Below are 26,973 nucleotides of genomic sequence, written 5' to 3'. Positions count from 1 at the left end.
TATTTTTTTAAATTGAATTAATTTTTTTTAACCCGTTTCAAATCCAACATATTAATCGGGTTTATTCCTAAGCCTTTTACATTTTTTCTAGTAAAACGAACCACTTCATCATAATATAAAGGCACCATGATTGCTTTGTCCATGGCTAAAGAATCTATTTTTGTGTATAAAATTTTTCGTTTTTCAATATTAGTAATGGTAAATGCTTTATTGTATAAACTGTCGACTTCATCACTTTTATAGTGGAAATAATTAGATCCATTTGGGGCGAAATTTTTACTATAAAATATCGATAGATAATTTTCGGCATCTAAATAATCAGCAATCCAAGAACTTCTAAACATATCTACTTTTCCGTTAGATCGAGCACTTCTTAAAGTGGCTTCTGGCATCACATCAACATGAATAGTAAGTCCGGTTTTTTCAAGTTCTCGTTGTATAAATTCACAAAAACTTAAGTAGTTGCTTGTTGTTGTTAAATTGATTTCTGGATTGTTAATTCCGCTTTCTTTTTTAAATTGATTAACGAGTTGTTTTGCTTTTTCAGGTTGGTAAGTATATCCAATAGATTTATCATAACCTGCAAGACCAATAGGTATAAAACCACCATTGGCGGGATTGCCAATACCATTTCGTAAATAAATCATCATTTTTTTTCTATCAAAACCATAGTTAATGGCTTTTCTTATGAGTTCAGATTGTATTTCGGGTGTTTCAGAATCTAGATAAAAACCTAAATATTCAGTATTTAAATAAGGTCCCCGAATCATATTAACAGTTTTAGAGTATGAATCGCGAAGTCTTCCATCTGCTGTTAATAATTCATCTTTATATGAGGCGTCTAGGCTGTTTAAAAAATCAAGATTACCTTGTATAAATTGTAAAAATTCACTTTGCTTATCTGGTAAAAATGTAATGGCAACAGCTTCTAAATAGGGTAATTGTTTTCCGTTTTTATCGTTTTCAAAATAGTGTTCATTTCTTCTGAAAACAAGTTTTATGTTTTCTTCCCAACGTTTAAATTTAAAAGGGCCCGTGCCAATGGGTTGCGATCTAAATTCAGTCCCATAATGTGCAACAATTTCTTTTGGAACCACCGAGCAATATTTCATGGTAAGTAACCCTATAAAAGCAGGAAAAGGTTGTTTTAGAGTTATTTGAAAAAGGGTGTCGTTTATTGCTTTAAAATCTTCTACTTTATTTAAGACCCAACTACCTGGAGCTGCCAACTTTTCATGTCTTAAACGATTCAAACTGAATTCAAAATCGTCTGCCACAACGGTTCTTGTAGAATCTTTTCCAAATAAAGGGTGTTTATGAAAATAAACATCGTTTCTCAATGAAAACTGATAGGTTTTTCCATCATCGGAAATCGTCCAGTTTTTAGAGATGCAGGGTAAAATATTTAAAGCACTATCTAACTGTACTAAGCCATTAAATATTTGATTGCAAACTGAATTGTCTTGTAGTGTTCTAGAAAAGGCAGGGTCTAATGTGTTTATATTGGCGTATTCGTTATAACGAAAAACAAGTGTATCTATTTCTTTTGACTCTTTATCAGTACAAGAAACATTTAAGAAAATAATAAAAACACTAAGGATTTTTAATGCTTTTAAATGAATATTATGATTTTCTGTCACATTAATGTGTGTTTAGGTGTTTCAAAAATAAAGGTTTTATTGTCTATTTCTAATTATTTTTAAAAGTTAAAAAATTAAATGTGACTTTTTAAAAATTGCTGTGTCTTAAAGTTGGGTGATATTGCTATTATCAACAAAATGATTTCTCTCATACTTTGTTTAATTGTAATATTTTGGTTTTATAAAGAGCGTTTCAACTTGAAACGCTCTTTTTTTTATTAAATTTGCACCGTTTTTATACAAGGAATGAATTCTAAGAAAAAAGTCGCATTTTATACATTGGGTTGTAAACTCAATTTTTCAGAAACATCTACCATTGCTAGAAATTTTAGTGAGGAAGGTTTTGATCGTGTAGATTTTTCTGAAAATGCCGATATTTATGTTATAAATACCTGTTCGGTAACTGAAAATGCCGATAAACGTTTTAAAACGATAGTAAAACAAGCTCAAAAAGCAAATGCAGAAGCTTTTGTGATTGCAATTGGTTGCTATGCACAATTAAAACCTCAGGAATTAGCAGATGTAAATGGTGTGGATTTAGTGCTTGGTGCTACTGAAAAATTTAAGATAACCGATTATCTTAATGATCTTTCTAAAAACGATTTAGGAGAAGTCCATTCTTGCGAAATTGAAGAAGCCGATTTTTATGTTGGGTCTTATTCAATTGGCGATAGAACTCGTGCATTTTTAAAAGTACAAGATGGCTGCGATTATAAATGTACTTATTGCACCATACCGTTAGCACGTGGTATTTCAAGAAGCGATACGATGAGTAATGTTTTGAAAAATGCTAAAGAAATTTCGGAACAAAACATCAAAGAAATTGTTTTAACAGGAGTAAATATTGGGGATTATGGTAAAGGAGAGTTTGGAAATAAAAAACATGAACATACGTTTTTAGATTTAGTTACCGAGTTAGATAAAGTTGAAGGTATTGAACGTTTACGAATTTCTTCAATAGAACCCAATCTATTAAAAAATGAAACTATTGATTTGGTTTCGAAATCTAGAGCTTTTGTACCTCATTTTCATATTCCTTTACAATCGGGGAATAATGAAATTCTTAAAAAAATGAAACGCCGTTATATGCGAGAACTGTATGTAGATAGAGTTTCAAAAATTAAAGAAGTCATGCCACATGCATGTATTGGTGTAGATGTTATAGTTGGCTTTCCAGGAGAAACAGATGACCATTTTTTAGAAACATATAATTTTTTAAATGAGTTAGATATTTCTTATTTACATGTTTTTACGTATTCTGAGCGTGATAATACGGAAGCAGCAGAAATGGATGGTGTTGTAGCAAATAATGTAAGAAGTAAACGTAGTAAAATGTTACGAGGTTTATCGGTTAAAAAACGACGTGCTTTTTATGAAAGTCAGATTGGAAGCCATAGAATTGTTTTGTTTGAAAGTGAAAATAAAGGAGGTTACATTCATGGTTTTACTGAAAATTATGTAAAAGTTAAAGCGCCATGGAATCCTGAATTAGTAAATACCTTACATCATGTAACACTCAATAATATTGATGATGACGGCTTAGTTCGTTTTGATTTTTTGAAAAACGATGTCTTAGTAAAGTCGTAGAAAACTCCTTTTAAGTTGATTTAATTGAGTTTAAACGATTTTTTTTGATGTCCTTGATATACTACTGTAGGTTTGGGTAACCTAAATTTTTTGAAACTAAAAACCCAAATCTATTAGTTATGAAAAAACACCTACAGTTATTAACGACTTTAATTGTTATTTCCTTTTTTGCATCTTGTTCTACAGAAGAAATTAATCAAGATTCTAATATACTTGGTGTTTGGGAATCAAGTGATTTAAGTGCAGATTCTACAAAAACACAAACATTAGTATTTGGCGATAATAATACAGGATTGAGTATTCAATCAAATGTATATAGTACTAGCGAGACTACATCAAGTGCAACAGCTTTTAAATGGCAAGCAAATGATGAAGTAATAACACTTGTTGAAGACGGGATTTCTCAAAAAACGTTTATTCTAAATTCAGAAGGACAACTTATTTTAAGTAGTTCTCAAGATTTACGCTTAGAAAAAGTATCAGATGATTATTCAAAATATTATTAATATAGAATGTGAATAAAAAAAAGCCAAAACTATTAGTTTTGGCTTTTTTTATTGTCTTTTTTTAAATTAAATTCTAACGCCTACGGGTAACATGCGTTTGTACTTTCTGTTACCTCTTACAAATTTCGCAATTTCAGGACTGGTAGGAACCACACTTAAATTTCTAGCTTCAATTTGTTCAAAAACAACAGCTAAAAATTCTTTGCTAAAATCTTCATTTTTAATACCTTCGGGAATAATAAGTTTAGTTAAAAAAATCTTTCGTTCCTGAAGAGAATATTCAATTTTTGCTAATTGATTGTCAATTTTTATTTCAAACTGACGTAAAAAGTCATTGTCTATTAATTCAGCAGCATCAATCATAATTGTAAAAGTTTTATTTCAATGGAATCTAATTAGCGAATACTAATTTAGTAGCTTTGTATTGCAAAAATACAAAAAAAAATCAGTAAAGTAAAGTAAAAATTAGGTTAATGCCTTATGGGTCAAGAGATAATACATGTTTACTTAATGCCAGGAATGGCTGCTAGTCCGAAAATTTTCGAATATATTAAATTACCAGAAAGTCAATTTAAAATGCATTACTTAGAGTGGATTGTACCTTTAGATGATGAGTTGTTATCAGATTACGCATTAAGAGTCTCTCAAAATATTAAACATGACAATATTGTTTTGTTAGGAGTGTCATTTGGTGGTGTATTGGTTCAGGAAATAAGTAAGTACTTAAAGGTGAATAGGTTAATAATTGTTTCTAGTGTAAAGTCTGTACATGAAATACCCAAACATATGCTATTAGCAAAAGCGACAAAAGCATATAAATTAGTGCCAACACAATTGGCAAGTAATATTGATGTGTTTGCTAAATATGCATTTGGTAATGTTGTTTCAAAGCGATTAGAATTATATAAAAAATATTTATCTGTTAACGATAGTAAATATTTAAGTTGGGCTATTAAAAATATGGTGTGTTGGAATCAAGAAAAGCCTAATCCTGAAATAGTGCATATTCATGGCGATAATGATGCGGTATTTCCTATTAAGAATATATCTAATTGTATTTCAATTAAGAACGGAACACATATTATGATTATCAATAAATACAAGTGGTTTAACGAAAATTTACCTCGCATTATTTTAAACGACTAGGGGGAGTCAATTCAATTATTTTTTTTAACTTTAAACAAAACTTATTAAAGATGAAGATAGTACAAAAAGCCTTGGCGTTTGTGGGATTATTAAGTTTATGTGCCTTATTTATTTATGCCCTACAAGATGCTCCAACCGATGAAAATTTTGAAACCAAACTTATAAACGATTATAATGTTTATGCCCTTCAAGTTCCTGAGAATTTAGACTTTTCTGGAGAATCTATACCGCTTAAAAATCCGGATATTTTAGAGCGTATGGATCGAGAATTATTGGTAAATACTTATTGGCAGTCTAACGGTTTGTTAATGTTTAAACGCGCTAAAAAATATTTCCCGATAATGGAACCTATTTTAAAAAAGCATGGTGTTCCAGATGATTTTAAATATTTAGCAGTTATAGAAAGTGGCTTAACAAACGCTGTGTCTCCAGCAGGAGCAAGAGGGGTTTGGCAAATAATGCCAGCAACAGGAAGAGAAAATGGTTTAGAGATAAACGATAATGTTGATGAACGGTATAATTTAGAAAAGGCTACCGAAGTTGCTTGTAAATACTTATTAAAATCTAAAGAAGAGCTAGGGTCTTGGACACTTGCCGCTGCTGCATATAATGCAGGTAATTCAGGTGTTTCTAGACGTTTGGAAGAACAAGGTGTTACTAGTTATTATGATTTGTTATTGGGAGAAGAAACGGGGCGTTATTTATTTCGAATTGTAGCTTTAAAAGAAATATTGTCTCATCCATCAAAGTATGGTTTTAATTTTAGAGACAAAGATTTGTATAATAATGTGCCAACTTATAAGGTTGAGGTAGATACTGCTGTAACCGATTTTTCAAAGTTTGCTGAAAACTTTGGTATTAATTATAAAATATTAAAACTTCATAACCCTTGGTTACGGGAGCCACATTTAAATAATAAATCCAGAAAATTATATACTATTGATATTCCTAAAGAAGGGTATTATCAATAGTAATTGATATGCTAGAATTTGTAAAGAATAATTATTGGATTATACTTATTATTTTTAACTATGTGGTTGCGGTGTCTGCCGTAGTTACAATTCTACTTAAAAATATTAACCCTACAAAAACACTAACCTATATTATAGTTTTAGTGTTTTTTCCGTTTTTAGGTATTGTTGTTTATTATTTGTTTGGTCAAGAATACCGAAAAAATAAAATATTTAACAGAAAGCATATTCTTAACAAAGAAATTATTCAATCTATTAATAAAGAATTAGAGTTTAATAAAAAAGAGTTAGAAAAAGTAAATCAATATCTAGACGAAAAAGTTAAACTAATTAAATTACTTCATAGTAATGAAAATGAACCATTAACTTTAAATAATGAAATTGAGATACTTAAAGATGGAGATATTAAATTTGAACGCTTATTAAATGATATTAAATCGGCTAAAAATCATATTCATTTAGAATATTATATTATTAGAGATGATAATATAGGAGGTGAGTTACTTGATTTAATTTGCGAAAAAGCAAAAGAAGGTATTGAAGTAAGACTTAGTTATGATGATGTAGGAAGTGAAATATCAGGTAAGATGAAATCTAAATTATCACATTCAGGGGTGTTACATTGTTCATTTATGCCAGTATTGTTTTCAAGGTTTACTGGAAAAATGAATTATAGAAACCATAGAAAAATAGCAATTATCGATGGTAAAATAGGGTATGTTGGAGGTATTAATATTGGAGATGAGTATCTTAATAAAAATGGGACAAGTTATTGGAGAGATACACATTTAAGAATAATAGGTGATGCCGTTAAATCGCTTCAAATTCATTTTTTAACAACTTGGGATTTTGTTTCAGGAAAGAAAATAACCATTTATAAGTCTTATTTTCCCGATGTTGAGAAGAAAAATAATCAAATTGGTCTGCAAATTGTTGCAAGTGGTCCAGATACAGATTGGGCTAATATTATGGAAGTTACTTTAACTGCCATTATTACAGCTAATGATTATGTATATATAACAACACCTTATTTTGTGCCGAATGATGAAATGATAACAGCATTACAAATAGCTTCAAAAAGTGGGGTAGATGTTAGACTTATAATACCTGAAAAATCAGATTCATGGATTGTGCAGCATGCTTCTAACTCTTATTTAGATGATTTGTTAAAAGCTAACGTAAAGGTTTATAAATACAAAAAAGGATTTGTACATGCTAAAACTATGGTTATTGATGATATATTTTCTAGTGTTGGAACCTCTAATTTAGATTATAGAAGTTTTAATATAAACTTTGAGATAAACTCTTTAATTTATAATAAAGAAAATAGTAAAACTCTTAAACAGCTTTTTTTAGAAGATATTAAAGCGTGTCAAGAAGTGAATTATAATACTTACTTGAAGCGTTCAAAATTTGATAAAGTAAAAGAATCTTATTGTAGACTTTGGTCGCCGTTAATTTAACCTCTGCGTTTCTGTGCTCTTAAAGAACCTCCAGTACCATAATGTTGATTTGGCATTTGAGAACGCTTCATGTTTTCTTTCATCATTTTAATCTGGTCGGTTAACATACCTTGCTTATCTAATTTTTGAGCTTCAGATAAAAGTTTTTGAGCTTCTTGTTTTCTACGTTTAGAAAAAGCAATACCAGATAAATTCAATTTAGCCATGGCTAAATCATGATCCATAGATAAACCTAAAGAAATGGCTTTCTTAAAATACTTTTCGGCGTCATTCATATTACTTTGAGAAACCATGATGCCATGTAAATAATTATAATAGCCTTGTTGTTTGGTTACTAAAGCGGTTTCAGGGTTTTTAATTTTATTTAGCCACTTTTTAGCACCCTCAAAATCTTGCTTCCTTAATCTTAAAAATGCTAGTAGTATAAATTCATTTTTAAAATAAAGGAATATAAAAATTAAAGAAAGTAAAATAAACATAATACCGTTACCTATATTACCTTCAGTAAATTGATAAACAGCGTAAGCAATAATACCAGCTGCAATAATAAGTTTTATGATTTTATTGTACATTTTTATTTAGTTTGATGTGTGTTATAGACGTACTTTTACGTTTAAATTAACGTCACTTTTAATTTAGATTACAAAGAAACTAAATTTTTATTAAAAATAACTTATACCTATTAAACAAAAAATAACGGATTATCCCAAATAAATAGAGGTGTTTCAGATTGTTTTTGGGTGTGAAAATTAATTAAAATTTTTTTTCTAAAATGATTTGCAAAGTAATAAAGGCTTTGTATATTTGCCCTCAGTTTTGGAGAAGCGCCAAAAAACAAAAAAAATACATTTCAGATTTTAAAGACATAAGATAATGAGTAAAAGAACATTTCAGCCATCAAAAAGAAAGAGAAGAAACAAACACGGTTTCAGAGAAAGAATGGCTTCTGCTAATGGTAGAAAAGTTTTAGCACGTAGAAGAGCTAAAGGAAGAAAAAAATTATCTGTGTCAACTGAATCTAGACATAAAAAATAATGATTAACAATTGTTTATAATTTAAAGGTGTTACTTAAGTGTAACGCCTTTTTTTATATCTACGGATCAACTATTTTTGTAAAAAATTATAATTCAATATATAAACAGTAAAAATGCCAAAAAATCCTAAACTTAAATCTATTTTAATAATTGGGTCTGGGCCAATAGTTATTGGACAAGCCTGTGAATTTGATTACTCTGGTACACAAGCTTTAAGATCTTTAAGAGAAGATGGAATAGAAACTATTCTTATAAATTCTAATCCAGCTACTATTATGACTGATCCGTCTATGGCAGATCATGTATATTTGTTGCCTCTTACCACAAAGTCAATTATTAAAATCCTTAAAGAACATCCACAAATTGATGCCGTTTTACCAACAATGGGTGGTCAAACAGCTTTGAATTTATGTATTGAAGCTGATGAGAAAGGTATTTGGAAAGATTTTGATGTTGAAATTATTGGTGTTGATATTGATGCCATAAACATTACAGAAGATAGAGAGCAGTTTAGAGAATTGATGCTTAAAATAGGTATTCCTATGGCACCTCAAGCTACTGCTAATTCTTATTTAAAGGGGAAAGAAATTGCACAGGAATTTGGATTTCCTTTGATTATTAGAGCCTCCTTTACTTTAGGTGGAGCAGGAGCCTCATTTGTTTATAAAGAAGAAGATTTTGATGAATTATTAACGCGTGGATTGGAGATTTCTCCTATTCATGAAGTTATGATTGATAAGGCCTTAATTGGTTGGAAAGAATACGAATTAGAGTTACTTAGAGATTCAAATGATAATGTAGTAATTATTTGTTCTATAGAAAATATGGATCCGATTGGGATTCATACAGGAGATTCTATTACAGTAGCTCCAGCAATGACTTTAAGTGATAGAACTTTTCAAAAAATGCGTGATATGGCCATCCATATGATGCGTAGTATTGGTGATTTTGCTGGAGGTTGTAATGTGCAATTTGCTGTGTCTCCCGATGAGAATGAAGATATTATCGCTATTGAAATTAATCCTCGTGTATCACGTTCTTCTGCATTAGCAAGTAAAGCTACTGGTTATCCTATTGCAAAAATAGCAGCTAAATTAGCTTTGGGTTATCATTTAGATGAATTAAATAATCAAATTACAAAATCTACGTCGGCATTATTTGAACCTACCTTAGATTATGTGATTGTAAAAATACCGCGTTGGAACTTTGATAAATTTGAAGGTTCTGATAGAACTTTAGGTTTACAAATGAAGTCTGTTGGTGAGGTTATGGGAATTGGACGTTCGTTTCAAGAGGCATTGCACAAAGCAACACAATCACTCGAAATTAAGCGAAATGGTTTAGGAGCCGACGGAAAAGAAAATAAAAATTACGATCAAATTATAGAAAAATTAACTCATGCTTCTTGGGATCGTGTGTTTATTATTTATGATGCCATTGCTATGGGAATTCCGTTAAGTAGAATTCACGAAATCACAAGAATTGATATGTGGTTTTTAAAGCAATATGAAGAGTTACATTTCTTAAGAAATGAAATTTCAACCTTCACTATTGATACTATAGAAAAAGATTTATTACTAGAAGCAAAACAAAAAGGTTACGGTGATAGACAAATAGCGCATATGCTAGGTTGTTTAGAAAGTCAAGTGTATAGTAAGCGTGAGGAACTTGGAGTTAATCGTGTGTATAAATTAGTAGATACATGTGCAGCCGAGTTTGAAGCAAAAACACCATATTATTATTCAACTTTTGAAAGTGATATGGAAACTGCAGATGGTAACCGTTATGCCGATAACGAAAGTATAGTATCAGATAAGAAAAAAGTTATTGTATTAGGTTCTGGTCCAAATAGAATTGGTCAGGGTATCGAGTTCGATTACTGTTGTGTTCATGGTGTTTTAGCTTCGGCTGAATGTGGTTACGAAACAATCATGATTAACTGTAATCCAGAAACAGTTTCAACTGATTTTGACACCGCTGATAAATTATACTTCGAACCTGTTTTTTGGGAACATATTTATGATATTATTAAACATGAAAAACCAGAAGGTGTTATTGTACAGTTAGGTGGTCAAACAGCTTTAAAGCTTGCTGAGAAATTAACTAAATATGGTATTAAAATATTAGGAACTAGTTTTGAAGCTTTAGATTTAGCTGAAGATAGAGGTTTGTTTTCTAACTTATTAAAAGAAAACAATATTCCTTACCCACAATTTGATATTGCCACTACGGCAGATGAAGCTGCTGCCATTGCAGATGTGTTAGACTTTCCAATATTAGTACGTCCATCTTATGTTCTTGGAGGACAAGGGATGAAAATTGTTATTAATAAAGAAGAACTTGAAAAGCACGTTGTTGATTTGCTTAGTAGAATGCCAGGGAATCAATTATTATTAGATCATTATTTAGATGGTGCTATTGAAGCTGAAGCTGATGCTATTTGCGATGGAGAAGATGTTTACATAATTGGTATCATGGAGCATATTGAGCCATGTGGAATTCATTCTGGAGATAGTAATTCACTATTACCACCATTTAATCTTGGCGATTTAGTGATGCAGCAAATTGTAGATCATACTAAAAAGATTGCTTTAGCACTTAATACCGTTGGATTAATAAATATACAATTCGCTATTAAAGACGATACGGTTTATATTATTGAAGCTAACCCTAGAGCATCTAGAACGGTTCCTTTTATAGCAAAAGCTTATGGAGAGCCTTATGTAAATTATGCAACTAAAGTGATGTTAGGAGAAAAGAAAGTTAAAGACTTTGATTTTAATCCTAAATTAGAAGGGTACGCTATTAAACAACCCGTATTCTCTTTTGATAAATTCCATAATGTAAATAAAAAACTTGGTCCAGAAATGAAGAGTACAGGAGAAAGTATTTTGTTTATAGAAAGCTTAAAAGATGATGAGTTTTACGATTTGTATTCAAGACGAAAAATGTATTTGAATAAGTAATAAATACAGATATTAAATGAAATAAAAAAGCCGCTTTAAGCGGCTTTTTTATTGTTATTATTTCTTTTTAAGTATAAAATCAAAAGATACATCTATATCTTCAGAAATTTTACTTTTTACAATTTTAGGAATTTTGATATCATAATCTGATGCATTTGTTTTAAATGTTCCAGAAACAATAATGCTCCCATCTTTAATTGAGATATTGAAAGGAGTAGAATCTAACTTTTTTGTTTTGCCATGAAAAGTAAGTAAGCCACTGCAATTAAAACGAGTAGGATTATTCGATAATTTAGTTATAGAAAAATCACTTATTTTTCCTTTAAAAGTAGCTTTTGGGTAGGTGTCTGATTCGGCATAGTTTTCATTAAAATGTTCTTCCATTAAAGCATTTTTAAATCTGAATCCTTTTACTAATATTAAGGAAGCGAATTCTCCATTTTCTGTATTGATAATTGCTGTTACAGAATTATTAGTAGCTTTAACTTCTTCAAAAGAAGGTACAGAAGCTTCAAAAGTTACATGCCCCGTTTTGGTTAAATATTTTCCTTGGGCAAATACATTCAAGCTAATAAAAGCTATAACATATAATAGTTTTTTCATAATTACTTTGTTTAACTTAATATGTAAATCAAAAATACTGCCAAAATTAATTTTCCAAAAGACCATCGTCTTTCCATTGTTGAATCAATTCTCTTGTAGCTAATGGCATTTGTCCAGTTGGTGGCATCACAGCAGATCCAGAATTGTTAATACGAGTTAATATTGAATTTATACTACTTTTAACTTGAGTGTAAGTTGTAAATGAAGTAGGAGCGCCTCCTGTTGGTGGTGTTCCATGACATTGAATACAATTATCGTTTATAATGGTCATAATATCTGTATCATAAGTTATTATGGCAGTTGGATCTGGATCTTGAGTAGGTTCTGAAAGATCCTCAGTGCTACTGTTAGAACAGTTAAATAGAATTATTGCTGTTGTAAATGTGTAAAGTAAATTTTTAGATTTCATAAGTTCATTTTTAGGGGGTAATTTAAATTTTTTTTTAGAATCTTCGGCTTAAATTAAAGCCGAAATAAATATTTCCATCACTCCAATCTCCTGATGCTTGACCTAAAAATCCATTGGTATTCATAGGTTGAGCATTAGTAAAGTGCATTTGGAATACGTGTCCTCCAGTTTCTAAGTCTATACCAATAGATAACGGGTTTTTAAAAGGGGAATTGTCGGCTCTGTTTAAATGATAACCATAATCAGCATTTAAAGACCAACGTTTGTTAAGTTTATAACGTCCGCCAAAGCCAATTGCATATTGTGAATTATCTTGATTATCCATAACTACATAATTATCATGAAAAAAAGTAGGAGCCAATTCAAGTGAAAAATTGCTGTCAATTTTTCTAGATATTAGCAATTGTGCAGTATATCCTATACGGTGTTTAAATTCAAGCAAAGGTAAATTCGCTTTTTCTAAAGCAGTATTAATTAAAATAGAATTGTAGCCTACAACCGTAAAAGGAAAACCACCTTCTTTTTGTCTTAAAAGTTTATATTTTAAGGATACATCATAAATTTTTAAGAAAGAACTTCTTGAAACACCAATGTTGAAATTATCTGTAATTCCAAACACAAAATTTAATCGTGTAACCGCTTCATCTAGTCCAAAAAAGGTGTCAATACCATTTTTAAGACTTCCAAATCGATGAGATACTATAAATGTAAATTCTTTTTTAGCTACTAATTTTGTGGATTCAAAATTTACAATTTTTAGGCCTTTAAAAGCTGCTGTTGCGTATTCAGTTCCTGTTGAATCACTATCAATTTCATTTAATAAATCATCTTGAGAGTAGGTAAATAAAGGTAGTAATAAGAGAATAATTAAGAGGTTTTTCATTATATGCTAAAATTTGGTTTGTCCAAAAATAGCTTTTTTTTTTAAATTATTTTTTTATAAATTTTTTGGTATTTGTTTTTCCTTCAGAAGATACTTTAATTAAATAGATGCCTTTACTCCATGAGGAAACATCTATTGAAGCATTTAAATTAGAAATAGATTTATTAAATATTTGTTTTCCAAAAACATCAAAGGCATTAATTGAAGCATTTTGAATAGTGTTTGGTAATACTATATTTAATTTTGATGACGCAGGATTAGGGAATAAGCTAAAATTAGAAGCTAAGTCATTCTCGTTTATATCAAGTGTAAAACCACTAGCGGTAGCACCTCTATTAGTACTGCCATGATATTCTAGATTAAATGTAGTGTCATTACCTCTAGCCCAAACTAAATTTATTGAAGTATCAGAAGTGCTAAAAATATAGTCATTAGTTTCACCTGTATTTAATGCTCGAGTAGCAACTAATGTTCTCTTGCCAGAAGTAATTTCATTTGAACTTACAGTCCAATCTTGATTGTTGTCAAGTGTTGGTATGCTTCCTATGCCTATAAAAGTTCTATCAGTCAATTCGGAACCCGTAAATATTACAACATCTTTATTTGATGTCATTGAACTTGCTCCAAACCCAATACCTAGCCATCTATCACTAGGGCCAATTAGTGTTAATGTTACTTCAGAAGATGTAATATCTATTTGTGCTGTGTACTCTAAACCAGTAGTGGACGATAAATTTATAACTCCTGTAGAACTAGTTTGTGAATAGGAAATCATGCCTATTGTTAAAATGAATAGAATTAAATTAATTTTTTTCATGAGTTTATTTTTTTAAGAGGGTTAGTAACTCTTGATTTTTATTAATAAGAGCATAATCGTAAGCCGATTTTCCATTGTTGTCTTTAAGGCTATGTTTTGCTCCTGCTTTTACTAATAATTTAGCAATATCTGTAAGTTTAAAAAGAACGGCATAGTGTAATGCTGTTGTTCCATTTGGATCGGCAATATTAGGGTCTGCTTTTTTATCTAATAAAATTTTTGTAATCTTTAGGTTTCCTTTTACAACAGCTGCCATTAAAGGGGTGCCATAATCACTAGAACCATTAATATCTTTTACTTTGTGGACTAAAAAAGAAACGATATTATCATTCCCATGGTAGCATGCTAAAATTAAAGGAGAGTACCCTGAGTTATTGGTTGTATTGATAATATCTGGACTTTCATTATATAGCTTTAATATTTCTTCAACTGTTCCGTTTCGGCAAACATCATATATGTCTTTTTGTGCATATAATGAAGAACAGAAAATGAATAGTATTAGAAAGTAATTCTTTTTCATTTTTTTAGAATTGTACATTGATCTAGTTTTACTAGCTCTAATAAATCATCATAACCTATAACCCTACCTTTTACTATAATTGGAGAATTGTTTTCTAGGATATTTTGAGTATTATTTAAAAGTAGGCAAAACACCTTGTCGTCTATAGTAAGGTTGTCAGAGTTTTTCTCTGTAATAGATCCGTTTATTTCAATGGTTTTGTTTAAATATTTTTTTTCTGAAGCATTGGGATTTATAGAAAATTCATTTAAAAGAGTAGTAGCGGTTAATGAAAAATCAGTTTGCTCAGAATTTATATCTCGATGATCTTGATATAAGTAGTTGTAACCTATTATAGTTAGTAAAATTATAAAAATAAATATAATTATTTTACGCATTTTTAACAAAGGTGTTTAATGGAACCTTATAAAAATACGTAATAATTTATATTATTCTAAATCTATTTTAACATTTTGTGTTTTTATGGATTCAATATGTTCCTCAATTTTAAATTCTGAGGACTTAAATTTATTAGATCTTGTTTTAGCTTGTTCTTGTCTAGTAATACTCCTAGCAAAGCGTCTAACACCTTGTTCGTCATCTAATATAATACCTGGAACAGGTACGTTTTTACCTTGCTCATCTTTAGCAACCATAGTAAAATAAGAAGAATTACAGTGCTTCTTTTCTCCTGTTTGTATGTTTTCTGATTCTACACGAACACCAACAACCATAGATGTTCTACCAGTATAATTTATTGAAGCTTTTAATGTAACCAGTTCTCCAACTTCAATAGGGTTTAAAAAATCTACTCTATTTACAGATGCTGTAACGCAATAATGTCTAGAATGTTTAGAGGAACAGGCAAATGCTATCTGATCCATTAAATTTAAAATATAACCACCATGAATTTTACCACTAAAATTAGAGTGCGCAGGTAGCATTAATTCTGTAATAGTAACTTGTGATTCTTTAGGGTGCTTAAACATGGGTGTTTTAACTTTTAATTATTTTACAACAACTAAAGTAGTAATATATTTTCCTGTATAAATCAGTGTATTATCATTTTTAGTAAGTTCTAAAATTTTTCACTAAAAAATAATAATTTTAATAATTATTAGTACAAGAATTGTTTAATACAGTAATTAGGAAAGCACTATATAATTAAAATTCTATTCTTCTTCGGCTCGTTTTATAATAGCTTCAGGTAGTGATTTTTTTGCTTTGGCTCCCATTTTCTTAAGTTTTTCAACACTAGTAATCAGGTTCCCTCGGCCTTCAACAAGTTTATTCATAGCTGCGGAATAATCACTTTTAGCGGCATCAATCTTTTTACCAACACCTGTTAAATCACTTACTAAACCTTCAAATTTGTCATATAAAGCACCTGCTTGTCTAGCAATTTCAATAGCATTCTGTTGTTGCTTTTCATTATTCCACATAGAATCAACGGTTCTAAGTGTCGCTAGAAGGGTAGAAGGCGTTACAATAACAATATTTTTCTCGAAGGCTTTGTTATAAATACTATTGTCTTCATTTACAACCACTGCAAAAGCGGGTTCAATAGGTATAAACATGAGTACAAAATCGGGAGATTCTATATCGTATAAATCTTGATAATTTTTTTCCGAAAGTTGATCAACATGCCTTTTTATAGAGTTAACATGTGCTTTTAAATACATGCCTTTATCATCATCGTCTGCATTTACCAAACGCTCGTAGTCGGTTAAGGATACTTTGCTGTCAATAATCATTTTTTTACCGTCGGGAAGGTTTAAAACCACATCGGGTAATACACGCGAGCCATTATCTAATGTAAAACTTTGTTGTACAAAATACTCTCTGTCTTTTTCTAGTCCCGATTTTTCTAACACACGTTCTAAAACCAATTCACCCCAATTTCCTTGCATTTTACTATCGCCTTTTAAGGCTCTAGTTAGGTTAGTGGCTTCTTTACTCATTTGTTGGTTTAAGTCTTTTAAACCTAAAAGTTGCTCTTTTAAAGCCGAATGCATACTGATACTTTCCTTTTGAGTTAAATCTACTTTTTCTTCAAAAGTCTTTATTTTTTCTTGTAGCGGATTTAAAATATTTTTAATGTTTTCTTTATTCTGAAGGGTGAATTTTTCCGACTTTTCATCAAGTATTTTAGTAGCTAATAATTCAAAATCTTTACGCAATTGTTCTTGTCGTTCCTCTATCTCGGCATCGCGTTTTATGTTTTGTTGTTGCAGGTTTTCGTATTCGGTGTTTTTCCGTGTTAATTCTGAATTTAATAAATCTTTTTCACGACGAATATCTTCACGTTCGCCTTCAGTTTTATTTAAAATTTGTTTTAAATCTTCAATAGTAATACTCATTTGGTTTTGACGTTCCTCAAGAGTGCTTTGGTTGCTTTTACTTTTTAGTTTAGTAATAGTCATACCAATATAAGCGCCTATGCCGCCAGAAACTAATATTGCGAGAATAAGAATAAGGTTGTCGTTCATTTTAAAATAGAAATTTAATCAAATATAAATGTTTTGATATGAAGACGAAAGATGGAAGGTATAAGATTTATACATTTTACTTCTTCACTCTAAAACTGCCTGTTTTTTCATCAAAAGCAATTAAATCATTTGGAAATAATGTGTTGAATGTGCCTTTAGAAATTAAGCTGCATGGGTCGTTCATAACAACTTCATCTTTATTCATAACAATTAAAGTATCACATAATTGAATAGCTAAATCTATTTCGTGCGATGAAAATAAGATGGTTTTACCAGTTTCTTGGGCGAGTTCTTTTAGTAGTTTTAGTATATAAGCTTTGTGATACATGTCTAGATGTGTGGTAGGCTCATCTAAAATAATTAAATCGGTGTCCTGCGCTAAAGCTCTTGCTATTAAAGCTTTTTGTAACTGTCCATCACTTAATTCATAACATTTTTTATCTTTTAAACCTTCAATATTTGTTTGTTGTAATGCTTTGTAAATGGCAGTTTTATCTTTTTTAGACAAATTACCAACCCAGTTGGTGTAAGGTTGTCTGCCCAAGGCAACCAATTCTAATACCGATAAATTTTTTGATGCAATTGGTTCAGTTAAAACCAAACTCATTGCTTTAGCTAAATCTAATGATGCGTATTTAGAAATATCTTTATTATTAATAAAAATTGCGCCTTCAAGTGGATTTTGAACTTTAGTCAAAGTTCTTAATAAAGTAGATTTTCCAATACCATTACCTCCAATAAGTCCAATTAATCCACCTTGATGTAATTCAATGTTTATGTTAGAAGAAACAAGCGTTTTTCCTTTTTTAGAGGAGTAGCCTATAGATAGATCTACAGTTTTAAGAACGATATTTTTATTGTCTAGTTCCATTAAAACATCATTTTACGTTTCCTAACCAATAGCCAGATAACAACAGGGGCTCCAATTAGAGAGGTTATAGCGTTTATAGGTAATGTGTAGTTACTAGTTGGTAATTGTGCAATGCTATCACAAATTAGCATAACAATGGCTCCTAATAAAAAAACGGCTGGTAGTAATATTTTATGATTTGACGTGTTAAATATTTGTCTAGTCATGTGTGGTATCGCTAAACCTATAAAAGCAATGGGCCCTACAAAAGCTGTAATAGTACCAGCTAGTAAACTTGTTGAAATTATTAGTAATAATCGACTTTTTTTTATGTCTAAACCTAGGCTTTTTGCATAATTTTCGCCAAGTAATAACGTGTTTAGTGATTTTATAGAACTTAAACTTATAAGTATTCCTGCAATGTAAATAATGAATAAAACCAGAAGTTCTTCCCAAGTTAAATTACCTAAACTTCCAAATCCCCAAAAGATATATTGTTGTAATTCTTCGGCAGAGCTAAAGTAAGATAGAACACTAACAACTGCAGAGGTTATACTTCCAAACATGAGCCCAATTATAAGAATGCCCATGGTGTCTTTTACTCGAGTCGATACAATAACTACGGCAAGCAATACTAAAAAACTACCAAAACTAGCTGCAATAACGGTACTCCAATTAGAAACTAATATCGTAGCCAAAAAACCACCAAAAATAGAAGCTCCCATAATGGTTAAAGCGACACCTAAACTTGCTCCAGATGTAATACCTAAAACAAAAGGGCCGGCAAGCGGGTTTCTAAATAGTGTTTGCATCATTAACCCCGAAACACCTAAGCCAGAGCCTACTATAATGGATGTAAACGCTTTTGGTAATCTGTAGTCTATAATTATATGTTGCCAAGAGTTGTTTTCTAATGGTTCAAAAAAACTTTTAAATATCTCTGAATTAGGTATAGAAATTGACCCTAAACTAATATTAATAAAAAAGCACGCCAGAGTAGCTAAAGCTAATAGGATGAATGCAATTTTATATGATTTAGTGGTTTCCAATTATTCTATTGTCTTAAAAAAGAAATATTCATATGTTGGTAGTAGTTCAGGGTGTGCAATTTTTATAATATCTTTTAAAATTAAATCGGGACGCATCGGCCCTAATTCATAATACATAAGACCTCCTTTTGAACCAATTTTATTTGTGTATGTATATGTTTTATTGTTTTTAAAAGCTTCAAAATAACTATAACCATTGTGATTAGAAAGCATTTCTTCTTTATTTTTAAAAGATCCTGCACCAATCCATAAGTCTGCTTTTTGTCCTTTTTCTAAAACATTTTCAAAATTTAGTTGAAGACTTCCAGTAGATTGGTCGTTTTTCCAAAGATAATTAGTATTGGCATCTTCCAAATATTTTGCAACAAAACTATGTCCTCCAGGAATATTCCATACATCTTTAAATAAAGATCCAGATATTACGGTTGGGATAGTTTCTGTTTTTTTAGCAAGTGCTTTAGCTTCTAAATAATCAGTTTCAATTTTATCAAAGATCACCTTTGCTTCTTCATCTTTATCAAAAAAAGCAGCTATAAATTTTATCCATTCAGAACGTCCTAAAGGATGTTGCTCTGTCCATGCACCATCTAAAACAACAGGGATTCCAAATTTTTCTATTTTATTTAAAGATTTGTCATTACCATTTACAGAAAATCCAATAACCAACTCAGGATTTATGTCTAAGAGTAATTCCATATTAATTTCTAAATCGTTATTTAAATCTTTTACTTTTCCTGATTCAATTAGTTGTCTTGTTTTTTTAGATGAAATATAATCTGTATTAGGAAATCCTACTAACCTATCTTCTATATTCAAATATTCTAATACAGGAATATTTGTTGTAGACATGACAACAACTTTCTTTATTGGAATTTTAATTACAATGGTTCTGTTATCATGTTCAGGAATGGCTTGTCCTTCTTTTATTAAAATATATTTATAGGTTTCCGTACTTTTAGGCCATGCAGAAGTGACTATAATTTCTTTATAATCGCTATGGTTGTTTATGGAGAAACTTTTAGCATATTTAATGTTTTGAGAAACGATCTCAGTCGTTTTTGAATCTACTGTCTTGGTGTTTGTTTTCTCTTTGCATGAAGAAAAAAACATACAACTACTTAATAAAATTAGTATATAACGCATCTAAAAAAAATATCTGTCAAAGGTCATTATTTTTTTTGTAATAAAGTCAATATAAAACTACTTTTGAGTATTTAAAATACTTTCTAATGAATTTTTTGTGCTCTTGGAGTGGAGGTAAAGATAGTTGTTACGCTTTTTATAAAGCTATTCAGCAAGGGTATAAACCAACGGTGCTTTTAAATGTTATGAATGAGTTTGGAGACAGATCGCGTTCTCACGGCATACCTAAAAATGTTTTAGAAGCTCAGGCTGCAGCTTTAGAATTACCTATCCATTTCTTTAGTAGTACATGGGCAGATTATGAAGTAAAATATATTGAGACCTTAAAAGCACTTGTTAAAGATTATCCTATTACATATAGTGTTTTTGGTGATATAGATATTGAATCGCACCGATCTTGGGAAGAGAAAGTCTCTACAGCAGCAAACTTAGAGGCTGTTTTACCGCTTTGGCAAGGCGATAGAAAACAATTGGTTATAGATATGATAGAAGCCGGATTGGAAGCTATGATTGTATCTTGTAACGAAGTTCTTGGTCCAGGGTTTTTGGGACGCATTATTGATGAAGCTATAATTACTGAGTTTGAAGCTTTAGGAGTTGATGCTTGTGGTGAAAATGGAGAATTTCATACGTTAGTTGTAAACGCACCATTTTTTAAAAACCGCATCGAGGTTGACATAGAAGAAAAAGCTAAATCGAGTAATTACAATTTTGCGAACTTAGTTCTTAAAGTGTAATTTCTGTAATGAGTTTTAAAGTTTCGTTTTCTCTCTTTAGCAGAAATACATCACCGTAGTTAATTTTAATGTTGAATGACTCTTTCAGCGGAAGCTTTAAAAGTTTAGCAAGTATGGCTCTTATTGGTCCAGCATGAGATATAATTATTAAGTTCTGAATACTTTCTGAATGTGTGATTTCTTCAAAAAAAGCATAAACTCTTGATGCTAATTGTATATACGATTCGCCATTAGGGACAGCAACATTTACAAAGTCTTCCATCCAAGAATTGCTATCTTTTTCTGGTATATCGTTCCAAGCTTTGAGTTCCCAATCTCCAAAATTTAATTCTTTTAAGCGATCGTCAAAAAGGATATCATCGTTAAACTCTTTTGCTAATAACTTACAACGTTTTAGAGGGCTCGATATAACCTTGAAGTCTTTTTTTGTTTGAATTTGATTCGAAATAGCCTCGAACTCTTCAGTGAAATTTGATTTTAAATTTAAATCACTTTGACCGTAGCAAATCCCCTTTTCAATATCGGGTGTGGTATGTCTTATTAAATAAATTTCCATAGAGCAATTGCGCTTAAATAAAAAACAACTTCGCTTAATTGTTGAACAGCACCTGCACAATCTCCAGTTTGTCCGCCTATCCATTTTTTAAATTTAGCACCTAAAAAGACTTTTGCTAAATAACACGGAATTAATGTTAAGAGAATAAAAGGTGTTTTAAAAAGAGAGTAGAGGAGCTAACCCAAATAAAGCACTAACAATAACCATACTTAACGTAATGTTTTTAGCAGCAGGTTTTGCTTTGCTATCGTCTGTGTCTCTTACATATGGGTGTGTATAAATTAAAGTGGTTGCTATAAAACGGCTAACGCTATGTCCTGCAATAATAGTTAAAGGGATTAGATGAATAGGTGTTTCTCTTAAAGCTGAAAATTTAACAGCAAGAATTAAAATTAGTCCTGAAACGCCATAAGTTCCCAGACGAGAATCTTTCATAATTAATAAAATTTTCTCTTTTGTCCATCCGCCTCCAAAGGCATCACACATATCAGCAAATCCATCTTCATGGAAAGTACCTGTAGCATATATGGTAGTAACTATACTAAGTAGTAAGCTTATTTCAGTAGAAAAAATAAAAGAGAAAGCATAATAAATTAAAGCACCAATACTTCCAACGATAATACCAACTAGCGAAAAATATTTTGCGCTTTTTTGTAAAAACTCTGGTCTATGGTCTACCCATTTAGGACAAGGTATTCTAGTAAAGAACATAATAGCTGTTAAGAATATTTGGATTTCTTTTTTCATTGTTTATTACTTTTCAATTTCACCACTAACTCTAGCACTTTCAAAACTTGCCATATTATTTAAAAAATCTACCGAAGCTTTTAATAGTGGTATTGCTAAAGCGGCTCCTGTGCCTTCTCCTAGTCTTAACCCTAATGATAATAGTGGTTTAGAATTAAGGAAGTCTAATATTTTAGTATGACCTTGCTCGTTAGAGTTATGAGCAAATATGCAGTAATCTAATACGTTTTTATTTATTGCTTGTGCAGCTAAAAGAGCCGAAGAAACAATAAAGCCATCAATAACAATAACCATTTTTAATTCTGCTGCTTTTAAAATAGCACCACAAAGCATGGCTATTTCAAAGCCTCCAAAAGTTGCTAAAGCTTCTTTTGAATTTTGCGGTTTGTGCTTTTTAAAAACTTCAGAAAGGATGCTACTCTTTTTATTAATGCCTTCTGAATTTAGACCGGTACCCGAACCAACACATTCGGCAATTGGTTTATTCATAAAATAAGCCATAAGTAATGAAGCTGATGATGTGTTGCTTATTCCCATTTCTCCAAAACCTATAGTATTACAGTCTTCAGAATGAATTTGGCTTATAATGTTACCAGATTTCTCCATAGCATCTTGACATTGTTGTAAGGTCATTGCAGGTTCGTCTTGGTAGTTTTTTGTTCCAAATACTGTTTTAGAATTAATGATGTTTAAGTTGTTTTCAAAGTTATGATTAACGCCTGCATCTACGACTTTTAAATTAATGCCGTTAGTTTTTGTAAGTACATTTATAGCAGCCCCTCCGTTAATAAAATTATAAACCATTTGAGCTGTTACTTCTTGGGGAAAAGGATTGACTTCCCCTTTTTTAGCAATGCCATGATCTCCTGCAAAAACAACAATGGTTGGGTTGGATATTTTTGGGGTTTCAGTATTTTGAATGCAGCCTATTTTAAAAGCTAAATGTTCTAAATCGCCTAAAGAACCTAAAGGTTTTGTTTTTAAATCAATTTTTTTTTGAAGTGTAATTTCTAATTCTTGATTTTTAATTGAGACAATATTTTCCATGCGTATTATTTAAGAGTTAATGGTATGCCAGAAACCATCAAGGTGGCTTTATCGGCATGTTTAGCTATATGTTGATTTACCCAACCTTGTAATTCTGTAAATTTTCTACCAACTTCTGTTTGTGCATGTACACCCATTCCAATTTCATTAGAAATTATAATTATAGTAGCATCAATATCTAGTAGTTTATTAAATTCTATTTTAGCTAATTCTAGGCATTTTTCAATATCGTTTTTGGTGTCAACATAAAAATTGGTAAGCCAAAGTGTTACACAATCAATAACAACAATATCTTTGGGTTCTATAACAGAAGCTAATACTTTTTCCTCTTCAATAGAAGTCCAGCGTTCGTCTCTATCTGCAATATGTCTATCAATACGTTTTCTGTGATCATCTCCCCAAATGCGAGATGTGGCAACATATTTTGGTGTACTTGAAATTGATAATGCTAAGTTTTGAGCATAACTACTTTTGCCAGAACGTTCGCCTCCTGTTATATAATAAATCATAAATTATGTGTTGTTGATTATTGGAGACAAAGGTTATTATTTTTTTAATAATTAAGCCATAAAAAGTTTTTTGATTATAAAATTCGTGGTGCTTTTACTGCCAATTTTTGGTCTTACCCCGTGTTTATACTAAGGGAATTAAAATATTTGTTAAAACAAAAAAAAGAGATATTTGTATTTCATAAGTAGGATATGATAATTGTTATTTTTAGAAGTTTTATTGCTCGTTACTTTTGACAAAAATATTTAACTATGAGAAACGGTTCTAACTTAACTATTTATATAGTAGTAGGCGTATTAATAGCTCATTTTCTTATAGGTTTTATTTACCTTATTTACCTTATTTATAAGATGAATAAAAAAAGTAAAGTTTATCAGAATAGTTAAATTAAAACAATTATTTTTGCACAGAATTTGGTTTTGTTCTGTATTAAACTGAACAAATTAAAAGGGAATCTGGTTAAAATCCAGAACTGTTCCCGCAACTGTAAGCTCAGTCCTTTAATTAGGATGTTTAATAGTATACTTCAAGTCACTGGATAATTATCTGGGAAGACATCTATTAAAACGCAAGTCAGGAGACCTGCCTAATTCGAAACAAATAAGTTAAACTTTCGGGGTAAAAGTTTGCGTATGATAACACATACCATCTCGATTAATTATTTATTAAAATGAACAAAAAAACAAATGTTTTAGGTGTACTATATTTTGGTATATCTATGTTTGGATTTGCGCAACAGCAAGTCGATTCAACAAAAGTAGAACAACTAGATGAGGTTGTTGTTACAGATTCTCGTTTTGAATTAAAGCGTGAAAATTCAGGAAAATCTGTTATTAAAATATCAAGAGTTGATATTGAAAGAAATCAAGGACGAACGGTTTCAGAATTAATTAATGCGCAATCAGGTATTGAAATTAATGGTAGTAGAAGCAATGCAGGACAGAACTTAGGTGTGTATGTTCGTGGAGGTCGTAATCGTCAAGTTTTAGTTTTAATTGATGGTGTTCAAGTAAGTGATCCTTCACAAATTAATATTGAATATGATTTTAGACTTTTAAACTTAAATCAAATTGAGTCTATTGAAATAATTAAAGGGGCAGCAAGTACTTTGTATGGAAGTGGAGCTGCATCTGCAGTTATTAATATTACAACTAAAAAGGCTAATGCAAAAAAAATTAGTGCTGTTTTTTCTTCAAGTTTTGGAACAAATCAAACGGAATCTGATCAAAATTATAATATTGACGATTTTAATAATAGTGTTGCATTAAGCGGAACTTTAAATAAGTTTACATATCGTGCAGCATTTAGTAATCAATTTTCTGATGGTCTTTCTGCGGCAATTAGCGATAATAATGAGAAAGATGTTTTCAATAAATATGGCCTAGATGTTAATTTAGGTTATAGGTTTAGTAATGCTTTTTCTTTAAATGTATACGGGAATTTTACGGATACAAAATCAGATATTGATGGATACGATTCTAATTTTGCTTTGGTTGATACTGATGATGAGTTTAATAGCGAACAATCTCGAGTAGGTGTTTCATCTAAATTTAAATACAGAAATGGTAGTATCAATTTGAATGCAGCATATAGTGAGTATGATAGAGAATTTATTTCTATTTATCCATCAGCATATAAGTCGAAAAATTATGTGATAGATGTTTTTAATAAATATGTTTTTGATAAAATGTTTTATACTATAGTTGGTTTAAATGCGATTGAAAATAAGGCAGTATTTGCTAATGATGTAAGGTTTAATATTGTTGATCCATACGCTAATTTTGTATATGTTTCAGATTTTGGATTGAATGTTAATGCTGGAGCGCGTTTGAATAATCATAGTGACTATGGATCTCATTTTGTATATAATTTAAATCCATCATTTACTATCAAATCTGATACAGATAGTTACACAAAGGTTTTTGGGTCTTTTAGTACATCTTTTATTACACCTTCTTTATCTCAATTATTTGGTAATTTTGGAGCTAATCCAACTTTAGAACCAGAAGAAAATAGAACTATAGAAGCTGGAGCAGAATTTAAATTAAATACTAATTTAAGAGTTACAGGGCTTTTCTTTAATAGAGAAGAAAAAAACACGGTATTATGGCTTAATGGAGGCTATTCTAATGCTACAGATGTGTTACATGCACGTGGTGTAGAAGTTGAGGTTAAAGCAACACCTATTGAGAATTTATCTGTTACAGCTAATTATACATTTACCGAGTATAAAGAAAGTTTAGCAAGAAGAATACCGAAGCATAAAACTAATTTACAATTAGGGTATGATTTTTCTAAAACTACTTTTGCTTCTTTGTCTTACCAATATACTCATGATAGATTTGAGAATAGTTTTGTACCACTTTTAGATAGCTTTAGTTTGGTTAATTTATATGTAAGCCATACAGCTATGAAAAATAAAATTAAGTTTTTTGCAGGACTTGATAACATCTTAAATGAAGATTATGAAGATGTCCCAGGTTACGCAACAAAAGGTAGAAATGTTAGACTAGGATTTCAATTGACTCTATAGTGAGAGAATAAAGTCAGTTTTAAATGCCGCCATCTGCTATTTGGCGGCATTTTTTATGGAATTAAATCACAATACCAAACACCATATTTTTCAGAGTCACTTTTACAAATAGAATCATCATCAGATTTTGGTGTGTCATACTCACGATATACTTTTTCACCTATAGAAAATGTAATTGGGCTTTTAAATAAGGGGCCATCAAAACAAAAGGTATGAAACTCTCCATTTTCGCCACAAGGATCAACACCTTCTGGTAAATTATTTATAAAGTTTTTATCAATTACAGTACCTACAAAATCTTCGCCAAAATATTTTGAATTTGCACAAACAATAATGGTTTTAAAGCCTAAATCTAAAAACTCATTAAGCAATTCTTTAGTGTCTCGTTTCCAAATAGGGAATACAGCTTTAAAACCTTGTTCTTCTAATTTTTTCTCTCTGTAAATTCTTAAATCTTCAAGAAAAATATCGCCAAAAGCACTATGAGTAAAACCGTCAGTTTTTAATCTTGAAACCGTTTTTAGCATTTTTTGCTCATAGACCTCCATACTGGGCATTTCTGGTAATTCTATAAGACTAGATTTTATGTTAATAGCAGTTGTTTGAGCAAGCAATAGTTCTTTTCTCAGTCCGTGCATAGACACTCTGTTGTAATGGCTATTTACTGTTGTAATTAATTCGTCAACCGAGTAACGATTATCTTGTAATAAGTGATAAAGTGCTAAAGCGGAATCTTTTCCAGAACTCCAATTGAAGTAGGTTTTTTGTTTTAACATAGGATGTTTTA

29 protein-coding genes and 1 riboswitch are annotated in these 26,973 nt (G+C 30.6%); of the genes, 9 read left to right on the top strand and 20 right to left on the bottom strand.

Features of this window, described 5'->3' with window-relative positions; genetic code table 11:
- Nucleotides 1-17: 17 nt before the first annotated feature.
- Complete coding sequence (locus RHP49_02850; GenBank protein ID WNH13200.1) at nucleotides 18-1,640, bottom strand: ABC transporter substrate-binding protein; 1,623 nt, start codon at nucleotides 1,638-1,640, stop codon at nucleotides 18-20.
- A gap of 246 nt (nucleotides 1,641-1,886) precedes the next feature.
- On the opposite strand from RHP49_02850, the gene mtaB reads away from it, so the two are divergent.
- Together mtaB and RHP49_02840 are read left to right on the top strand one after the other, a co-directional pair.
- Nucleotides 1,887-3,227, top strand: a complete 1,341-nt coding sequence (gene mtaB, locus RHP49_02845) for a tRNA (N(6)-L-threonylcarbamoyladenosine(37)-C(2))-methylthiotransferase MtaB (protein WNH13199.1) — start codon at nucleotides 1,887-1,889, stop codon at nucleotides 3,225-3,227.
- Between the two features lie 119 nt (nucleotides 3,228-3,346).
- Nucleotides 3,347-3,733 carry a hypothetical protein gene (locus tag RHP49_02840; protein ID WNH13198.1) on the top strand — a complete coding sequence of 129 codons (387 nt, stop codon included), beginning with the start codon at nucleotides 3,347-3,349 and terminating at the stop codon, nucleotides 3,731-3,733.
- Between the two features lie 66 nt (nucleotides 3,734-3,799).
- Here the strand turns inward: RHP49_02840 and RHP49_02835 are convergent, their stop codons facing one another.
- Nucleotides 3,800-4,096 carry an N-acetyltransferase gene (locus tag RHP49_02835; protein ID WNH13197.1) on the bottom strand — a complete coding sequence of 99 codons (297 nt, stop codon included), beginning with the start codon at nucleotides 4,094-4,096 and terminating at the stop codon, nucleotides 3,800-3,802.
- Between the two features lie 117 nt (nucleotides 4,097-4,213).
- Between RHP49_02835 and RHP49_02830 the strand changes: the two genes are divergently transcribed.
- From RHP49_02830 to cls, 3 genes are read left to right on the top strand one after another with little or no spacing between them, the layout of a single operon-like run.
- Nucleotides 4,214-4,879, top strand: a complete 666-nt coding sequence (locus RHP49_02830) for an alpha/beta hydrolase (protein ID WNH13196.1) — start codon at nucleotides 4,214-4,216, stop codon at nucleotides 4,877-4,879.
- 50 nt (nucleotides 4,880-4,929) lie between these two features.
- Nucleotides 4,930-5,850, top strand: coding sequence for a lytic transglycosylase domain-containing protein (locus RHP49_02825; protein ID WNH13195.1), 921 nt, complete (start codon nucleotides 4,930-4,932; stop codon nucleotides 5,848-5,850).
- 8 nt (nucleotides 5,851-5,858) lie between these two features.
- On the top strand, nucleotides 5,859-7,313 hold the full coding sequence (cls, locus tag RHP49_02820; protein WNH13194.1) for a cardiolipin synthase: 1,455 nt from the start codon (nucleotides 5,859-5,861) through the stop codon (nucleotides 7,311-7,313).
- Here cls and RHP49_02815 read toward each other — a convergent pair.
- Nucleotides 7,310-7,885 carry a DUF2892 domain-containing protein gene (locus RHP49_02815; protein ID WNH13193.1) on the bottom strand — a complete coding sequence of 192 codons (576 nt, stop codon included), beginning with the start codon at nucleotides 7,883-7,885 and terminating at the stop codon, nucleotides 7,310-7,312. The genes cls and RHP49_02815 overlap by 4 nt on opposite strands.
- Nucleotides 7,886-8,186: 301 nt before the next feature.
- On the opposite strand from RHP49_02815, the gene rpmH reads away from it, so the two are divergent.
- The gene (rpmH, locus tag RHP49_02810; GenBank protein ID WNH13192.1) at nucleotides 8,187-8,348 is read left to right on the top strand and encodes a 50S ribosomal protein L34; all 162 of its coding nucleotides are present in this window, start codon (nucleotides 8,187-8,189) and stop codon (nucleotides 8,346-8,348) included.
- Nucleotides 8,349-8,461: 113 nt separating this feature from the next.
- Nucleotides 8,462-11,314 (top strand): carbamoyl-phosphate synthase large subunit, encoded by a 2,853-nt coding sequence (carB, locus tag RHP49_02805; protein ID WNH13191.1) that lies wholly within the window; start codon nucleotides 8,462-8,464, stop codon nucleotides 11,312-11,314.
- Between the two features lie 57 nt (nucleotides 11,315-11,371).
- Here carB and RHP49_02800 read toward each other — a convergent pair whose 3' ends face one another.
- The 11 genes from RHP49_02800 to RHP49_02750 all read right to left on the bottom strand — a co-directional run bounded on the left by RHP49_02800 (nucleotide 11,372) and on the right by RHP49_02750 (nucleotide 20,023).
- The gene (locus RHP49_02800; GenBank protein WNH13190.1) at nucleotides 11,372-11,917 is read right to left on the bottom strand and encodes a YceI family protein; all 546 of its coding nucleotides are present in this window, start codon (nucleotides 11,915-11,917) and stop codon (nucleotides 11,372-11,374) included.
- A 46-nt stretch (nucleotides 11,918-11,963) separates the two neighbouring features.
- Nucleotides 11,964-12,326 carry a hypothetical protein gene (locus RHP49_02795; GenBank protein WNH13189.1) on the bottom strand — a complete coding sequence of 121 codons (363 nt, stop codon included), beginning with the start codon at nucleotides 12,324-12,326 and terminating at the stop codon, nucleotides 11,964-11,966.
- A 34-nt stretch (nucleotides 12,327-12,360) separates the two neighbouring features.
- On the bottom strand, nucleotides 12,361-13,209 hold the full coding sequence (locus RHP49_02790; GenBank protein ID WNH13188.1) for a DUF5777 family beta-barrel protein: 849 nt from the start codon (nucleotides 13,207-13,209) through the stop codon (nucleotides 12,361-12,363).
- Nucleotides 13,210-13,255: 46 nt separating this feature from the next.
- Nucleotides 13,256-14,026 carry a T9SS type A sorting domain-containing protein gene (locus RHP49_02785; protein ID WNH13187.1) on the bottom strand — a complete coding sequence of 257 codons (771 nt, stop codon included), beginning with the start codon at nucleotides 14,024-14,026 and terminating at the stop codon, nucleotides 13,256-13,258.
- 4 nt (nucleotides 14,027-14,030) lie between these two features.
- Nucleotides 14,031-14,546 (bottom strand): ankyrin repeat domain-containing protein, encoded by a 516-nt coding sequence (locus RHP49_02780; GenBank protein ID WNH13186.1) that lies wholly within the window; start codon nucleotides 14,544-14,546, stop codon nucleotides 14,031-14,033.
- Entirely contained in the window at nucleotides 14,543-14,923 is a 381-nt protein-coding gene (locus tag RHP49_02775) for a hypothetical protein (GenBank protein WNH13185.1), read from the bottom strand. The genes RHP49_02780 and RHP49_02775 overlap by 4 nt, the downstream gene beginning before the upstream one ends.
- A gap of 51 nt (nucleotides 14,924-14,974) precedes the next feature.
- Complete coding sequence (locus RHP49_02770; protein ID WNH13184.1) at nucleotides 14,975-15,514, bottom strand: acyl-CoA thioesterase; 540 nt, start codon at nucleotides 15,512-15,514, stop codon at nucleotides 14,975-14,977.
- Nucleotides 15,515-15,697: 183 nt separating this feature from the next.
- The gene (rmuC, locus tag RHP49_02765) at nucleotides 15,698-17,014 is read right to left on the bottom strand and encodes a DNA recombination protein RmuC (protein ID WNH13183.1); all 1,317 of its coding nucleotides are present in this window, start codon (nucleotides 17,012-17,014) and stop codon (nucleotides 15,698-15,700) included.
- A 76-nt stretch (nucleotides 17,015-17,090) separates the two neighbouring features.
- A complete protein-coding gene (locus RHP49_02760; GenBank protein WNH13182.1) occupies nucleotides 17,091-17,885 on the bottom strand; it encodes an ABC transporter ATP-binding protein in 795 nt (264 codons plus the stop codon).
- Nucleotides 17,885-18,913: an iron ABC transporter permease gene (locus tag RHP49_02755; GenBank protein ID WNH13181.1), complete on the bottom strand. Its 1,029-nt coding sequence runs from the start codon at nucleotides 18,911-18,913 to the stop codon at nucleotides 17,885-17,887. The genes RHP49_02760 and RHP49_02755 overlap by 1 nt, the downstream gene beginning before the upstream one ends.
- A complete protein-coding gene (locus RHP49_02750) occupies nucleotides 18,914-20,023 on the bottom strand; it encodes an ABC transporter substrate-binding protein (protein ID WNH13180.1) in 1,110 nt (369 codons plus the stop codon).
- Between the two features lie 119 nt (nucleotides 20,024-20,142).
- Between RHP49_02750 and RHP49_02745 the strand changes: the two genes are divergently transcribed.
- The gene (locus RHP49_02745) at nucleotides 20,143-20,793 is read left to right on the top strand and encodes a diphthine--ammonia ligase (protein ID WNH13179.1); all 651 of its coding nucleotides are present in this window, start codon (nucleotides 20,143-20,145) and stop codon (nucleotides 20,791-20,793) included.
- On the opposite strand, the gene cobC is transcribed toward RHP49_02745, so the two are convergent.
- Genes cobC through RHP49_02720 form a run of 5 tightly spaced genes read right to left on the bottom strand, consistent with a single transcriptional unit; the run spans nucleotide 20,783 to nucleotide 23,652 of the window.
- The gene (gene cobC, locus RHP49_02740; GenBank protein ID WNH13178.1) at nucleotides 20,783-21,349 is read right to left on the bottom strand and encodes an alpha-ribazole phosphatase; all 567 of its coding nucleotides are present in this window, start codon (nucleotides 21,347-21,349) and stop codon (nucleotides 20,783-20,785) included. The two genes, RHP49_02745 and cobC, sit on opposite strands and share 11 nt — an antisense overlap.
- Nucleotides 21,334-21,480 carry an adenosylcobinamide-GDP ribazoletransferase gene (locus RHP49_02735; GenBank protein WNH14368.1) on the bottom strand — a complete coding sequence of 49 codons (147 nt, stop codon included), beginning with the start codon at nucleotides 21,478-21,480 and terminating at the stop codon, nucleotides 21,334-21,336. Before RHP49_02735 ends, cobC begins: the two co-directional genes overlap by 16 nt.
- 25 nt (nucleotides 21,481-21,505) lie before the next feature.
- On the bottom strand, nucleotides 21,506-22,096 hold the full coding sequence (locus tag RHP49_02730) for an adenosylcobinamide-GDP ribazoletransferase (protein WNH13177.1): 591 nt from the start codon (nucleotides 22,094-22,096) through the stop codon (nucleotides 21,506-21,508).
- Nucleotides 22,097-22,102: 6 nt separating this feature from the next.
- A complete protein-coding gene (gene cobT, locus RHP49_02725; protein ID WNH13176.1) occupies nucleotides 22,103-23,143 on the bottom strand; it encodes a nicotinate-nucleotide--dimethylbenzimidazole phosphoribosyltransferase in 1,041 nt (346 codons plus the stop codon).
- Between the two features lie 5 nt (nucleotides 23,144-23,148).
- Nucleotides 23,149-23,652, bottom strand: a complete 504-nt coding sequence (locus tag RHP49_02720) for a bifunctional adenosylcobinamide kinase/adenosylcobinamide-phosphate guanylyltransferase (GenBank protein ID WNH13175.1) — start codon at nucleotides 23,650-23,652, stop codon at nucleotides 23,149-23,151.
- Between the two features lie 398 nt (nucleotides 23,653-24,050).
- Nucleotides 24,051-24,258: riboswitch (cobalamin riboswitch) on the top strand.
- A 65-nt stretch (nucleotides 24,259-24,323) separates the two neighbouring features.
- Here RHP49_02720 and RHP49_02715 point away from each other — a divergent pair.
- A complete protein-coding gene (locus RHP49_02715; GenBank protein ID WNH13174.1) occupies nucleotides 24,324-26,186 on the top strand; it encodes a TonB-dependent receptor in 1,863 nt (620 codons plus the stop codon).
- A gap of 53 nt (nucleotides 26,187-26,239) precedes the next feature.
- Here RHP49_02715 and RHP49_02710 read toward each other — a convergent pair whose 3' ends face one another.
- On the bottom strand, nucleotides 26,240-26,962 hold the full coding sequence (locus RHP49_02710) for an ATP-binding protein (GenBank protein ID WNH13173.1): 723 nt from the start codon (nucleotides 26,960-26,962) through the stop codon (nucleotides 26,240-26,242).
- Between the last annotated feature and the right edge of the window lie 11 nt (nucleotides 26,963-26,973).

The sequence above is a fragment of the Flavobacteriaceae bacterium HL-DH10 genome (assembly GCA_031826515.1).
Taxonomy (GTDB): domain Bacteria; phylum Bacteroidota; class Bacteroidia; order Flavobacteriales; family Flavobacteriaceae; genus Thalassobellus; species Thalassobellus suaedae.
The sequence above is the reverse complement of the archived record's forward strand: the minus strand, read 5'-3'. Positions and strand labels throughout refer to the sequence as shown.